This window comes from Streptomyces apocyni (genome assembly GCF_009739465.1).
Classification (GTDB): domain Bacteria; phylum Actinomycetota; class Actinomycetes; order Streptomycetales; family Streptomycetaceae; genus Streptomyces; species Streptomyces apocyni.
On record NZ_WHOM01000069.1, the window covers coordinates 1 to 13,388 of the forward strand.

The window sequence follows — 13,388 nt, forward strand, 5'->3', positions numbered from 1 at the left end:
CTCCCTTTGGTCGCGTCGGCTTCGCCGATTGCGCTTCGCTTCACCCTTGACACCCGTCCCGGACCCGCGAGGGCGAGGTACACCGGGCGGCCCAAAAGCGGGGCAGCGGGAGGGGTGGGGGAGGGGCGGGTGTTTGCGTGCCGGGTGCGGATTGGTTGTTGGGGCGCATGAGGGGGGTGGGGTGGTGCGACACCGGCTCGGCGGCTGCGGGTGGTGGGGGCCGAGGGTGCGCATGAGGGGGGTGGGTGGTCCGACACCGGCTCAGCGTCTGCGGCTGGTTGGGGCCACGGGTACGCACGGGAGGGGCGGGGTAGTGCCGCCCGGCTCAGCGGCTGCGGGTGGTGGGGGGTGTCCGGTGCGCACGAGTGGGGCAGGTCGGCTCGACACTGGCTCAGCGGCCGCAGGCCGTGGGGGCTTTGGGTGGGCATGAAGGGATGGGCTGGCTGTGATCGTTGTTGCTAAAGCTCGTTGAGACGCGACCGCATGTTGGGAGAGTCTCTGGGCCATGGAGTTCTTCTGCTACCACCGTGATCGTTCCGGCTCCGTCCCCTTGCGTGAACAGTTGCTGGAAGAGCACTGGGCCTACATGGACCGGTACGTGAAGGAGATGATCGCTCGCGGTCCGACCTTCGCCAGCGATGGGGAGACGCCGTCCGGCAGCGTGCACATCATCGACCTGCCAGATCCCGCTGCCGCCCGAGCGTTCGCCTTCGACGAGCCCAACCACCAGGCTGGCGTGTACCGGGACGTGCTGCTGCGCCGGTGGCACAACACGCTGGGGCGCACCATGTGGGACTTCGCCGGAGGTCGGACTGGGGGCAACCGCTACCTGGTCCTCGGCCTCGGCTCGGGCCAGGCCGCCGATGCCGACGTACCACCCGACCGCGACGAGCTGATCGCGTACGGCCCCCTGCTGTCCGACGACGGCGCCACCTGGTTGGGCACGGCCGCACTGGTCCGGGCCCCGGACCCGGCAACGGCACGAGCCCTCCTGCCCCCGGACCGTTACGCCGACATCGAGGTCCACGACTGGCAGTTCGGCGGCCGACGGTCCTAAGCCCAGGCTGCCACCGAGGAAGAGCCCGCTGAGACTGGTGGGGCGTTGTGGTGTGGGGCTGGTGGGGTCAGGTCGGGGAGGGAAGTGCGACTTTGGTACACCAAAAGCCGGGCAAAAGGGGCGGCTTGCTGTACCAAAGTCTCCTTTTACGTCCGACAGGGGTGGGATGGGGCCGCCGAGCAGCCCCCAGCTCGACTCACCGACCCTGCCCCGGCCCTTGCTCGGCGTCACGCGCTGGGCGTGGGCAACGGCCGACAGCAGACCACCGCCCCTGCCTGCCTCCCCACCGGGGCGGCAGGCACCGACACGGACAGGCCACACCCACAACCGCACCCCCGCGACCACCCCGGCCGACCACCGCCCACGTGCCCGGTCCCCCCACCAGCCGCAGCCGCTGAGCCGGGGCAGCACCACCCACCCCCCTCGTGCGCCCCAACAACTAGTCCGCACCCGGCATGCAAACGCTCACCACCCTCCACCTGTCCCGCTGCCCTGTTTTTGGGCCGCCCGGTGTACCTCAGCCTTGCGGGTCCGGGTCGGGTGTCAAGGGTGGAGCGTTAGCGGAATCGGCGGAGCCGACGCGACCGTAGGGAGCGCCCTTGATGCCCGGGCCGGACCTGCCATCATCGGACGGACCGGGCGGCCACCGGTGCCCACTGCGGTACTGGTCCACCACGACGTCGACCCGCCCAACCCCACCCCCTCCCCTCGGCGTTGGAATACCCCGGCGGGGGGCGTGGGTGTTGGGGGAGCATGGGGCATGGTCGCATTTGCTGCGTATGGGCCCGGGTGGCACTTCACTGGTGATCTCGATGTCTTTTTGGCGCGGGCTGGGGGCTTCTTCGACTCCGATCCCGTGGCGCACACCGTGCTGCTCAGCGTTACGGAGACGCTGCGTTCGCGCGGGTTGGGGGCGTATGGCGGTGGGGCGCCGTTGTTTGGGGACCTGATTGCGGAGGGCGAGGGCGAGGGCGAGGGCGGGGGCGGGAGCGGGGAGCACGGCGTCGTCGGTGCGTTCGTGTGGACGCCGCCGCATGCGCCGCATGTCAGCCCGGTGCCCGCGGCCGCCGCCGCAGAGCTTGCCGGGCACCTCAGGGACCAGGAGCTGGCCGGGGTGTTCGCCGCATCCCCGACCGCCGAGGCGTTCGCCGAAGCCTGGGCGGAGGGCACTGGGGCCGCCGTCGCGGTCAGTCGGCAGGAGCGGCTGTACCGGCTGGAGACGGTCACCCCGCCGCTGCCCGTCCCGCCGGGCCGCGCTCGGATCGCTACGCGGGCCGATCGTGGGCTCCTGATGCGTTGGCATTCGGAGTTCCTGCGTGGCCTGGGGGAGACCACCGTGAGGGACTCTGGTGCGTGGGTCGACAGTCGCCTCGCCTATGGCGGGATCACGTTGTGGGAGACGCCGACCGGCGAGGGGTACGGACACGGTGCGTACACGGCCGTCGCCATAGCCGGGCGTACCCCGCTTGTCGGCGGACAGGTGCGCGTCGGGCCCGTCTACACGCCGCCTGAGCAGCGCGGGCGGGGTTACGCCAGGGCCGTCACGACCGAGGTGAGCCGAGCTGGGCGGGCCGCCGGTGCGGCCGAGGTGCTGCTATTCGCGGACCTGGCGAACCCCACGAGTAACGGGGTCTACCAGCGGGTTGGCTTCCGTCCGGTACGGGACTTCGCGGCGTACGCGTTCGCGGCGTAGGGACGGCGGGCGGGCGGGGCGAGCCGGGCGGGCGTCCGTGGTCGCGGAGGACGCGCATGCCGGGCTCGCCCGCCCTGAGCTACGGCCACAGCAGTCGCGTGCGCCAGACGGTGGTCCCGTCCTCGCCCCCGCTCCCGCTCCCGCCCTCGTGTCGTCGCTCGTAGCGCAGGCGTACGTGCTGGCGCCGCGCGTCGCCCTGGAAGAACTCCACCTCGTCCGGGGCCAGGACGTATAGCGTCCAGGACGGGACCCGCGCCGACGGCTCGGCTGCCGCGCGCTCCCACGCGGCCTCGGACGCCCGTGCCAGCTCATCCTGTGAGCCGAGCGCCTCGCTCTGGTGCCCGACGAGCGCGGCGGCCAGGGCGCCGGTCGAGCGTGCGTGCAGGTCGGCCTGGGCCTCGGCGGGTGCGGCGGTGGTGACCTGTCCCCGTACCCGGATCTGGCGGCCCTGCGTCGGCCAGTAGAAGTGCAGCGCGGCGGCGGGGTTGGCCGCGAGCTGGCGGCCCTTGCGGCTGGTCGCGTGCGTGGCGAAGTGCCAGCCGCGCTCGTCCGCGTCGTGCAGCATCAGCGTTCGTACGTCGGGCCAGGGGCCCTTCTCGTCCGCGTCCACCGTCGCCAGCTGCATCACATGCGGCTCCACCTGCCCGGCCGCTACCGCCTGGGCGAACCACCGGTGGAACAGCGTGAGCGGCGTGGCGGGCGCGGTGTCCACGTCGAAGGCGGGCAGCTCGGTGTCCCACACCCGCTGGGCGTGCAGGAGGCGGCGGAATGTGGTGACCGGCTCGGCGGCCCGTGAGTCGTCGTGGGGCATGGGGCCTATTGTCCCTCCGGCTTTCCCTCCCGCCTTCCCTCCCCCTTCACCTCGCGCTTCACCTCCGCACGGATATCAAGGATGTCCGGTATCCACCCTCTTCGGCTTCATGTGGAGAAGTATCGGACCCGTTTTCATTGCGGTGTGGCTTCAACTCTTGACGCTGTGCGGCGAGCCGATTTGGCTTCAGGCCACCTCGGTCGCACCTCGCGGCCACGTCAGGGAGGTATCCGTAAAATGAACACGCGAATGCGAAGCGCTGCCATGGTCAGTGCCGCATCCGTCCTAGTGGTCTCGCTCTCGGCCTGTGGTGGTGCGCTGTCTGGAGGGGACAGTGGCAGCAGCGCGACCGTGCGCAAGGGCAACGACGTGAAAATTGGTCTACTCCTTCCGGAGAAGGGGACCGCGCGCTACGAGAAATTCGATTACCCCATCATCAAGAAACAGGTGTCCGAGCTCACCAAAGGTGAGGGGGAATTGGTCTACGCCAATGCCGGGAACGACGCCGACCTCCAGAGCCGCCAGCTGGAGAAGATGATCGACGACAAGGTGGACACGCTGATCGTCGACCCGGTCGACGCCAAGCTCATCGGCGACTCGGTGCAGAAGGCCAAGGACGCGGGCATTCACGTCATCGCGTATGACCGCCTGGCCGAGGGTCCGGTGGACGCCTACGTCGGCTTCGACGGCGAGGCCGTCGGCCAGACCCAGGCCAGGGAACTCCTGTACGCGCTTGGCGGGGAGCCTGCCAAGACCACCAAGATCGTCATGATCAACGGTTCGCCGACCGACCCGAACGCCGCGATCTTCAAGAAGGGGGCCAGCTCGGCACTGACCTCGGTGACCATCGCGAAGTCGTACGACACCGAGGCGTGGAAGCCGGAGACCGCCAAGGCCCACATGGAAGAGGCCATCGCGGAGATCGGCGCCGCCAACATCGCGGGGGTCTACTCGGCCAACGACGGCATGGCGGGCGGTATCGTCGAGGCGCTGAAGGAGGCGGGGGTGACGGAGCTGCCGCCGATCACCGGACAGGACGCCGAACTAGCGGCGATACGCCGCATCCTGACGGGCGATCAGTACATGACCGTCTACAAGCCCTACGGCGATCAGGCCGCGATCGCCGCCGAGATGGCGGTGCGTGTCGCGCAGGGCCGCAACATCGAGTTCGAGTCCCTCGCGATGCGCGAGATCGACAGCCCGACGACCAAGAAGATCCGGATGGCGAGCGTGACCGTGTACGGGGTGACGCGCAAGGACATCAAGGAGACCGTGCTGGAGGACGGGTTCTTCAAGGTGTCGGAGATCTGTACGCCGAAGTATGAGGAGGCCTGTGCCGAGGCTGGGCTGAAGTAGGCCTGTCTGCCTGCCTGCCTGTCGCCGACCGGGCCGGTCTCTCCGGCCCGGTCGGCCCGCTGCGAGCCCCGATCGCCCTCAATCGGGCAGCCCCGCACAGAGCTGCGCCATGACCACCAGATGCAGCAGCGCGGCATCGACGAACTCCCCCACGACCGGCGCCCCGCAGCGCCAGCTCAACGGGTACGTGTTCCCGCGCGCGGCCGGGACGCCGATGTACTGGTCCCGCGCGGTTGGCCCGAAGCACTTCGCTCCGGGTGGCCAGTCGTGGCCCCGGCTCGCGCCGGGCGCGAGAAGGAAGTACGTCCAGCGACCGCCGGAGATCTCCCGTACGACGGGTCCGGGGTTGCCCTCGGTGAGTGCGACGAGGTGGTGCAGCACGGCCTCTCCGTGTACGCCTCGGACGCGGATGGCGTCGAAGTAGACGCCGGTCTTGCGGAGTTGGATGCCGGTGGTTGGTACCCAGTTGGGGGTGTTTTTGCTCGTCATGGCTACGAGGGTCCGGCCTGTTGCGTAGCGTGACCAGGAGGACACGGTACACATCGGGGCGGTGTGGAGAGGGCGGTGGCCGTTGTGGCGACGAGTGAAACCAGTGGGACGAGTAGCGTGCAGCCGTCCCCGGCTCGGCAGCACGTCGGGGACCTGATCAAGAACTTCCGGGCGCGGGCCGGGCTGACGCGGAAGGACGTTTCCGAGCGGCTGCTCATCTCGGAGTCCCTGGCGGGCGCGTACGAGCGGGGCGAACGCATCCCCACGTCGGACTTCCTGCGGGACGCGGACGTGGTGATGGACGCGCGGGGTGCGCTGAAGTCCTGCATCCCGCTGATGGAGGAGGAGAAGTACCCGCCGACGTTTGTGGGGTGGGTGCGGCTGGAGAAGGTCGCGGCGAGCATCAGCGCGTACGAGAACATGCTGTTCCCCGGGCTGCTCCAGACCGAGGACTACATTCGCGCGCTGTATGAGGTGCGGGTGCCGCAGCTGACCGAGGCCGATATCGAGAAGAACGTGGTGGCGCGGCTGGAACGGCAGGCGGTGCTGACCCGCAACCCGCTGCCCATGATCGGGTACGTGATCGAGGAGTCTGTGCTGCAACGTCCCATCGGGGGCCGCGAGGTGCTGCGGGGACAGCTGCTGCACGTCCTGGAGTGCATGCGCGGGATGCACCACTTGATGGTGCAGGTGATGCCTACGGACAGGCATGTGCACGCGGGGCTGCAAGGCTCGATGCAGCTGCTCAGTACTCCAGAAGGTCGCAACTTCGCCTACGTGGATCGGCCAGGCGGCGGTACGTTGATCTCGAAGCCGCAGCAGGTCAGTCAGCTCAACGACCGCTTCGGCATGATGCGGGCCCAGGCGCTCACGCCCTGGGGGTCCGCGGAACGGATCGAGAGGATGGCGGATCAGCTATGAACGCCGAATTGGCGTGGTTCAAGAGCAGCTATAGCGACAACGAGGGCGGCGCGTGCCTCGAAGTCGCCTACGACTGGCGCAAGTCCAGCTACAGCAGCAACGAGGGCGGCGACTGCGTCGAGGTAGCCACCTGCCCCCACACCGTCCACATCCGCGACTCAAAGGTCCCGGACGGGCCCACCTTCACCGCGACGCCCGCCGCCTGGACTGCCTTCCTGGGCCTCGCCGTTCAGTCCTGACCCTTGTGGTCGGCCGTCCACGCGGCGGAAGTGGGGAGCAGCTCAGCGCGCTCGGCGGCCTCGACGGGCGCTCAGACCGATCCGAGGTCCGAGGAGAGCCAGCGCTGCGGGCGCATGCGGATGATCACGTTCTCGCCGAGGGTCTCCTCGGAGTACTTGACGTAGTCGTCGACCTTGTCGGCGGGCAGGTAGCGGGACGACATCTCCACGAGCTGGTCATGGGTGCCGGGGGCGATCTCCAGGATCGGGCCCTCGACGGACACGTACCGGATCGTGGGTGTGACGCGGTCGACCATGAGGGTGAACCGGCCCGCTGCGGCGAGTAGTTCGTGCTTGCGCGAGCCTTGGCCGGTCAGTACCCAGATGTCGCCGCCCGGCTCGTACTGGTACCAGATCGGGACGGTCAGCGGCGCTCGTCCTTCCCCGCCGTCCACAGCCAGCGCGGCGATGTGGGGCTCGGCGAGGAACTGCTCACGCTCTTCACGGGTCAGGGCCACCGGGAGACGCTCCTTCTGCGGTTGGTCGTACGGGTTCTGCTCGCTCAACGACCGGTGCCCGCCACGGTATTCCGCCGTCAGCCCCTGCCCAGTACGACCGTCCCCGAGGAGCAGAACCAGCCGCCCGTACCCGAAGCCACAGCGAGTTCCGGGAGTCGGCCGCCCGCCTTGCGGACTTGGCGGTCGCCTGCCTCGCCGCGTAGCTGCCGTACCGCCTCCACCAGCAGGAACAGGCCGCGCATTCCGGGGTGCTGGGCTGAGAGGCCGCCGCCGTCCGTGTTGACTGGGAGGTCGCCGGTGAGGGTCAGGCGGCCCTTTTCGACGAAGGTGCCGCCCTCGCCCTTGGCGCAGAAGCCGAGGTCTTCCAGGGTCACCAGGGTCATGTAGGTGAAGGCGTCGTAGAGCTGGGCGATGTCGATGTCGGCCGGGCGTACGCCCGCCCGCTCGAAGGCGAGGCGGCCGCTGACCGCTGCTGGGGAGACGGTGAAGTCCTCCCACTCGGACATCGTGGTGTGCGAGACGTGTTCGCCCGCTCCCAGAACCCACACTGGGGCCTTCGCGCAGTCGGCGACGTACTCCTCGGCCACCAGGAGCACCGCCGCGCCACCGTCGCTCCGTAGGCAGCAGTGCAGCTTGGTGAAGGGGTCCGCGATCACCGGGCCGGTCAGGACGTCGTCGACCGTGATCGGGTCGCGGAACATGGCGTCCGGGTTGTGCGCGGCGTTGGCCCGTGCCTGTACGGCGACCTCGGCGAGCTGCTCCAGGGTGGTGCCGTACGCGTGCATGTGGCGGCGGGCGGCCATCGCGTACTTGGCGATGAGTGAGTGTCCGTAGGGGACCTCGAACTGGAGGGGGCCGCGTGCGCCGAAGGAGAGGTTGGAGGTGCGGCGTCCCGCCTTGATGTCGGCGCGGGCGGTGGAGCCGTAGACGAGCAGTACGGCGTTCGCGCGCCCGGCCGCGATGGCGTCCGCCGCGTGGGCCGCCATCACCTCCCAGGTGGAGCCGCCGACGGAGGTGGAGTCGACCCACGTCGGGCGCAGGCCCAGGTACTCGGCGACCTCGATGGGGGCGAGGGTGCCGAGGCCCGCCGACGCGAAGCCGTCGATGAGGTGTTTGTCCAGGCCGGAATCGGCCAGGGCGCGGCGGGCGGCCTGGGCGTGCAGGGCGTAGGGGGTTGCGTCGTCCACGCGGCCGCAGTCGGCTAGGGCGGCGCCCGCTATCGCTACTCGGCGGGTGGGCGGTGGGTGGGTTGGCATGAATCTGACGGTACATCAGATCACTGCCAAGAACTGGCTGTTCGGGCTCTGGGCATCTGTGGGGTAGGGGCCTAGCATGACGGCCCGTCAGATGGGGAGGACCGCCGATGGACGCCGCCTTCACCGCGGAGCAGCACGAGATCCGCCGCACCCTGCGCGAACTGATCGCCAAGCGCTGTGGCCCGGATGAGGTCAAGGCGGCGGTACGTACCGCCGCCGGGCACGACGAGGAACTGTGGCTGACGCTGGCGCGGGAGCTGGGCCTGCCGGGGCTCGCGCTGCCTGTCGAGTACGGCGGGGTGGGGTGCTCGGTGACCGAACTCGCCCTCGCCTGCGAGGAGACGGGCCGCGCGCTGCTGCCTTCGCCGCTGCTCGCGACGGCCGCGCTGGTCGCTCCGCTGATCGCCCAGCTCGGGACGGAACCGCAGCGGCGTGCGCTGCTGCCGGAGCTGGCCTCGGGGGCGCTGACCGGGGCGTTGGTGGTGCCGGGTGCGGCTCTGGCCACGGCGCTTGGGCTGTCCGGTGCCCAGGCCGGGGGTGCCCAGGTCGGGGGTGCGAGCGCTGCTGAGTGCTGGGCTGGCGGGGGGCGGGCCGGGGGTGTGCAGGCCACGCGGGATGGTGGCGGCGAGGGCAAAAGTGAGGACGACGGCGAGTTCGGGGGCGAGGGCGGGTGGCGGCTGTACGGGCAGGCTGAGCAGGTGCTCGACGGGCACCGGGCCGGGCTGCTGGTCGTCGCCGCGCACACCGGGGGGTACGCCCGGTCTCGTACGCTCCTGTTCCTCGTACGGGCCACGGCGGTCGGGGTCTCGGCGGTACGGCAGACCGCGCTGGACGAGACGCGGCCGCAGGCGCGCGTCGAACTTCGGCACGCGGCGGCGGAGTTGCTCGGCTCGGATGAGACGGAGTCGGTCGCGGACGCGCTGGCCGCCACCGGGCGTACCGCGGCGGCCGTGCTTGCCGCCGAGGCGGTGGGGGCGGCGGACCGGGCGTTGGAACGGACCGTTGAATACGTGCGGCAGCGCGAGCAGTTCGGGCGGGCGATCGGGTCCTTCCAGGCGGTCAAGCACAGGCTCGCCGATGTGTACGTGGCCGTGCAGGCGGCGCGCTCGGCGGCGTACTACGCGGCCTGGGACCCCTCGGCGGCGGGGCTGGCGCTGGCGCAGGCGCTTGAGGCGTTGCGTACCGCCGCGGGGGAGGCGGTGCAGCTGCACGGGGGGATCGGGTTCACCTGGGAGCACGAGGCGCACCTGTACTTCAAGCGGGCGGCGGGGGATGAGCTGCTGTTCGGGCCGGTGCATCGGCTGCGGGCGCATGCGGCGGAGGGGGCGGGGGTCTTCGCGGTGGGTGGGGGCGCGACTGAGGGGGTGGCGGTGTGATGTCCCCGTCCCCGTCCCCGTCGGCGTCGTCTTCCGTGGGGGTGCGGATGATGCAGAAGGTGTCCTCCACGCGGGCCTTCGCGAAGGTCGCCCCGCACTTCGTCCCCGCGATGGACCGGGTGGTCCATCGGCTGACGCGCGGCAAGGTGCTGCTGAGCGCGCGGATGCTGCCAGGTGTGATCCTCACCGCCCGTGGCGCGAAGAGCGGGCTGCCTCGGCATACGCCGCTGGCCTGTATGCCGGAGGAGGGTTCCGGGACGTGGGTGCTGGTTGGCTCCAACTTCGGGCGGCCGGGTCATCCCGCCTGGACGGCGAACCTGCTGGCACATCCGGATGCCGAGGTGAACTGGAAGGGGACGGACATTCCGGTACGGGCCCGGTTGCTGGCGGGGAAGGAACGGGCGACTGCGTGGCAGGCGGTGCTGGCGTTCTGGCCGCCTTACGCCACGTACCAGGCGCGGGTGGATCGCGAGATCCGGCTGTTCCGGCTGGAGCGGCGGAAGTCCCTTGGTTGACGCTTGATGCCAGCCCCCACACGCCAGATGCCTGGCAGCGGTCACCTCGCAGTGACCGCTGCCAGGCATCGGCAGACAGAACAGAGGACAGGGGCAGGGGATAGCAGGGAACGGCAGGGAATAGGGGCAGGGCTACTTCGTCGGCTTGCGCCCCGTGATGCCCAGGTGCACCAACAGCGCCAGATTCGGCTTCAGTTCCGCCTGCTTCACACCCCAGGTCTGGAACCCCTTCTGATGCGATGCGACCGCCGCGAGCATCGCGACCAGCGACCCGGCCATCGCCGCCGCGCTGACCTCCTTGTCCACCTTCCCCTTGGACTGCAGCTCCTTGACCGTGTCCGTAAGGGAGTTGGTGACCGAGTTGAGGATCTTCATGCGGATCTTGTAGAAGCGCTTGTCGCCCTCGGCCGCACCCAGGTCGACCACCCGCAGAATCGCTTCGTTCCTGCGCCAGAAGTCGAGGAATCCGTCGACCAGGTCCTGCGCGGCCTGCCAGCCGGACTTGCCGACCCAGGAGCGGTTGGCGAGTACGTCGGTCAACCCCGCCCCATCCGCCGCCATTTGTTCGGCGATCTCCAGGACGGCGCCTTCGACGTCGGGGAAGTACTGGTAGAAGGTCGCGGGCGAGGTGCCCGCCTTGCGGGCCACATCGATGACCTTGACGTCCCGATATGGGGACGAACTGAGCATTTCGCTGAGGCAGTCGAGCAACTTCTGACGCGTCGCCTGACCGCGCCGCCCGGCGACTCGGCCGTCGACGGTACGTACCTGTCCTGTCATGCCGTCAGCTTACCGAGGGGTGATCGGCGCGCGATTCGGCCGACTGCAAATGGGGTGCGGGGAGGTCTGGGCAGGGGTGGGGACGTGTGGGAAGGGGCGCGGTGCGCGAGATCCCGTTACGTTGAGTGTGTGCCGGGCAGCGCAGAGCCCCGCCGTACGGGAAGGACCAGGGCCCATGGCCGACGCAGCCGCAGCCGCAGCCGCAGAAGGAGCCGGTGGGGAGGCCGGACAGAAGGCCAGACAGAAGGCCGGTGGGGAGGCCGGTGGGGAGGCCGCGGGCGCCGCACCCTCGGGGTACCCCGAGGGTGCCCCCTGCTGGGTGGACGCGCTGCTCCCTGACGTCGAGGCGGGCAAGCGCTTCTATGGGGAGCTGTTCGGCTGGACCTTCGACGAGCGCGTGGGGCCCGAGTACGGCCGGTATGTGCAGGCGTACAGCGAGGGCAAGGCCGTCGCCGCGCTCGCGCCCAAACGGGACGGGCGGTTGCCCACGGTCTGGACGGTCTACTTCGCCACCCCGGACGCCCGTGCCGTCGCCGCCCGGATCAGGGACGCGGGCGGGCAACTGGTCACGGAGCCGATCCCGATCGGCCCGTACGGCACGATGGCGCTGGCCACCGACCCGGAGGGCGCCGTATTCGGGCTCTGGGAGGGCGGTGCGCATCACGGGTTCGAGAAGAAGGGCGAGCCGGGGTCCTTCTGCTGGACCGAGGTGTACTCACGCGACCCGGCCCTGGTCGACGCCTTCTACGAGGGTGTCTTCGGCTACGGCGGCTTTGACCTGGAGGACGCGGGCGTCGACTTCCGTACCTGGTCACTGCCCGGAAGCGAGCCAGGTCCCGACACCGCGATCGCGGGCCGCTCGGTGGTCGCGGGCAGCTTCCCGGCCGAGATGCCCGCGCACTTCCTGACGTACTTCACCGTCAGTGACTGCGACGCCGCGGCGGCCCACGTCGAGCGGCTCGGTGGGCGCGTCAAGGCGGCGCCCTTCGATATTCCGTACGGTCGGATGGCCGCGCTGGTGGACAATCAGGGTGCGGCCTTCGCCATCCTTCAGGACTGAGAGGGCTGGGGAGGGACTGAGGAGAAGCTCGGGAGGGGCTTGGAAGGAGCTTGGGAGGGAATGGCCGGTTATCGCCTTATCGCCCTTCTTAGGCTAGACACCCCGATCCTGCCCCGGGTTCGCAACCCTCGCCTCGGACAGGAACAATCGGGGTGCGTGCCGTCGTTGGGGCGCTGTGGTGAGACGCTGACCGGAGGCCGTGTGCCGAGGGCGCCCGGCGCGGTCTCGCGCGATCTTGTACGGGGAGGTGGCAGGCAAGGTGTTGGATCAGCTGACGCAGCACGATCCGAGACGGATCGGTCCGTTCGAGGTCTTGGGACGGCTCGGTGCCGGCGGCATGGGTCTTGTCTATCTCGCGCGCTCGGCGTCCGGCCGACGCGTGGCGATCAAGACGGTCAGGACTGAGCTCGCCGAGGACCAGCTGTTCCGCGTCCGCTTCACCAGGGAGGTCGAAGCGGCCAGGGCCGTGTCCGGCTTCTACACCGCCGCCGTCGTGGACGCCGACCCGCGCGCCGCTGTGCCCTGGCTGGCCACCGCGTACGTTCCCGCGCCCTCGCTCGAGGAGATAGTGAACGAGTGCGGGCCGCTTCCGGCCGAGGCGGTGCGCTGGCTGGCGGCCGGGATCGCCGAGGCGCTGCAGTCCATCCACGGCGCGGGCCTGGTGCACCGCGACCTCAAGCCGTCCAACGTCCTGGTCGTCGAGGACGGCCCGCGGGTCATCGACTTCGGTATCGCGTCCGGGGTCTCCAACACCCGGCTGACCATGACCAACGTGGCCGTCGGCACGCCCGCGTACATGTCGCCCGAGCAGGCGAAGGACTCGCGTAGCGTCACCGGCGCCAGCGATGTCTTCTCGCTCGGCTCGACCCTCGTCTTCGCGGCGACGGGGCACGCGCCCTTCCATGGCGCCAACCCCGTCGAGACGGTCTTCATGCTGCTGCGCGAGGGCCCGGACCTGGAGGGACTGCCTCCGGAGCTGCGGCCGCTCATCGAGGACTGCATGCACATGGAAGCCACCATGCGGCCCAGCCCCGCTGACCTGCAGGCCCAGCTCGCGCCGCACCTGTTCGCGTCCGGCTCGGACGACAGCGGTACGGCGTCGGCCTGGCTGCCGGAGCGCTCGGTGGCGATGATCGAGGCGCGCCGGGGCGGGCGGCCGAAGGTCAGCGCGCCCGGTGGGGGCGCGGCTGGCGTGGGTGGTGCGGGTGGCGCGGGCGGTGCTCGTGGTGACGGCGGTGCTGGGCGTGGGCCCGGTGCGCCGGTGCCGCCCCCGCCGCAGTACACGCCTCCGGTGCCTCCTGGGCGCGCCCCGGACGACTGGGACGCGGCCTGGCGTGG

14 protein-coding genes are annotated in these 13,388 nt (G+C 70.2%); 9 read left to right on the forward strand and 5 right to left on the reverse strand.

The genetic code is table 11. From position 1 onward, the window contains the following. Nucleotides 1–505: 505 nt before the first annotated feature. Both GCN81_RS25010 and GCN81_RS25015 read left to right on the forward strand, forming a co-directional pair. A complete protein-coding gene (locus GCN81_RS25010; protein WP_156726748.1) occupies nt 506–1,057 on the forward strand; it encodes a YciI family protein in 552 nt (183 codons plus the stop codon). Between the two features lie 760 nt (nt 1,058–1,817). Next, entirely contained in the window at nt 1,818–2,750 is a 933-nt protein-coding gene (locus GCN81_RS25015) for a GNAT family N-acetyltransferase (RefSeq protein WP_156726749.1), read from the forward strand. A gap of 79 nt (nt 2,751–2,829) precedes the next feature. On the opposite strand, the gene GCN81_RS25020 is transcribed toward GCN81_RS25015, so the two are convergent. Next, on the reverse strand, nt 2,830–3,561 hold the full coding sequence (locus tag GCN81_RS25020) for a pyridoxine/pyridoxamine 5'-phosphate oxidase (RefSeq protein ID WP_156726750.1): 732 nt from the start codon (nt 3,559–3,561) through the stop codon (nt 2,830–2,832). A gap of 249 nt (nt 3,562–3,810) precedes the next feature. On the opposite strand from GCN81_RS25020, the gene GCN81_RS25025 reads away from it, so the two are divergent. Next, nucleotides 3,811–4,917: a sugar ABC transporter substrate-binding protein gene (locus GCN81_RS25025; protein WP_231626958.1), complete on the forward strand. Its 1,107-nt coding sequence runs from the start codon at nt 3,811–3,813 to the stop codon at nt 4,915–4,917. Nucleotides 4,918–4,995: 78 nt separating this feature from the next. Here the strand turns inward: GCN81_RS25025 and GCN81_RS25030 are convergent, their stop codons facing one another. Then, nucleotides 4,996–5,406: a hypothetical protein gene (locus GCN81_RS25030; RefSeq protein WP_156726752.1), complete on the reverse strand. Its 411-nt coding sequence runs from the start codon at nt 5,404–5,406 to the stop codon at nt 4,996–4,998. Between the two features lie 117 nt (nt 5,407–5,523). Here GCN81_RS25030 and GCN81_RS25035 point away from each other — a divergent pair, with 117 nt between their 5' ends. Together GCN81_RS25035 and GCN81_RS25040 are read left to right on the forward strand one after the other, a co-directional pair. Beyond that, on the forward strand, nt 5,524–6,327 hold the full coding sequence (locus GCN81_RS25035; RefSeq protein WP_156726753.1) for a helix-turn-helix domain-containing protein: 804 nt from the start codon (nt 5,524–5,526) through the stop codon (nt 6,325–6,327). Continuing rightward, entirely contained in the window at nt 6,324–6,566 is a 243-nt protein-coding gene (locus GCN81_RS25040; RefSeq protein WP_156726754.1) for a DUF397 domain-containing protein, read from the forward strand. Before GCN81_RS25035 ends, GCN81_RS25040 begins: the two co-directional genes overlap by 4 nt. A 71-nt stretch (nt 6,567–6,637) precedes the next feature. Here the strand turns inward: GCN81_RS25040 and GCN81_RS25045 are convergent, their stop codons facing one another. After that, complete coding sequence (locus tag GCN81_RS25045) at nt 6,638–7,063, reverse strand: pyridoxamine 5'-phosphate oxidase family protein (RefSeq protein WP_156726755.1); 426 nt, start codon at nt 7,061–7,063, stop codon at nt 6,638–6,640. 77 nt (nt 7,064–7,140) lie between these two features. Further along, nucleotides 7,141–8,319, reverse strand: a complete 1,179-nt coding sequence (locus GCN81_RS25050) for a thiolase C-terminal domain-containing protein (protein ID WP_156726756.1) — start codon at nt 8,317–8,319, stop codon at nt 7,141–7,143. A 107-nt stretch (nt 8,320–8,426) separates the two neighbouring features. On the opposite strand from GCN81_RS25050, the gene GCN81_RS25055 reads away from it, so the two are divergent. After that, on the forward strand, nt 8,427–9,695 hold the full coding sequence (locus tag GCN81_RS25055; protein WP_156726757.1) for an acyl-CoA dehydrogenase family protein: 1,269 nt from the start codon (nt 8,427–8,429) through the stop codon (nt 9,693–9,695). Next, nucleotides 9,695–10,210, forward strand: a complete 516-nt coding sequence (locus GCN81_RS25060) for a nitroreductase family deazaflavin-dependent oxidoreductase (RefSeq protein WP_156726758.1) — start codon at nt 9,695–9,697, stop codon at nt 10,208–10,210. The genes GCN81_RS25055 and GCN81_RS25060 overlap by 1 nt, the downstream gene beginning before the upstream one ends. Nucleotides 10,211–10,342: 132 nt before the next feature. Here the strand turns inward: GCN81_RS25060 and GCN81_RS25065 are convergent, their stop codons facing one another. Further along, on the reverse strand, nt 10,343–10,990 hold the full coding sequence (locus GCN81_RS25065) for a TetR family transcriptional regulator (protein WP_156726759.1): 648 nt from the start codon (nt 10,988–10,990) through the stop codon (nt 10,343–10,345). A gap of 175 nt (nt 10,991–11,165) precedes the next feature. Here GCN81_RS25065 and GCN81_RS25070 point away from each other — a divergent pair, with 175 nt between their 5' ends. Both GCN81_RS25070 and GCN81_RS25075 read left to right on the forward strand, forming a co-directional pair. Beyond that, nucleotides 11,166–12,050, forward strand: coding sequence for a VOC family protein (locus tag GCN81_RS25070; protein WP_197287770.1), 885 nt, complete (start codon nt 11,166–11,168; stop codon nt 12,048–12,050). A gap of 259 nt (nt 12,051–12,309) precedes the next feature. Continuing rightward, nucleotides 12,310–13,388 (forward strand): serine/threonine-protein kinase (locus GCN81_RS25075; protein WP_156726760.1); only part of this gene is annotated, 1,079 nt, incomplete at its 3' end.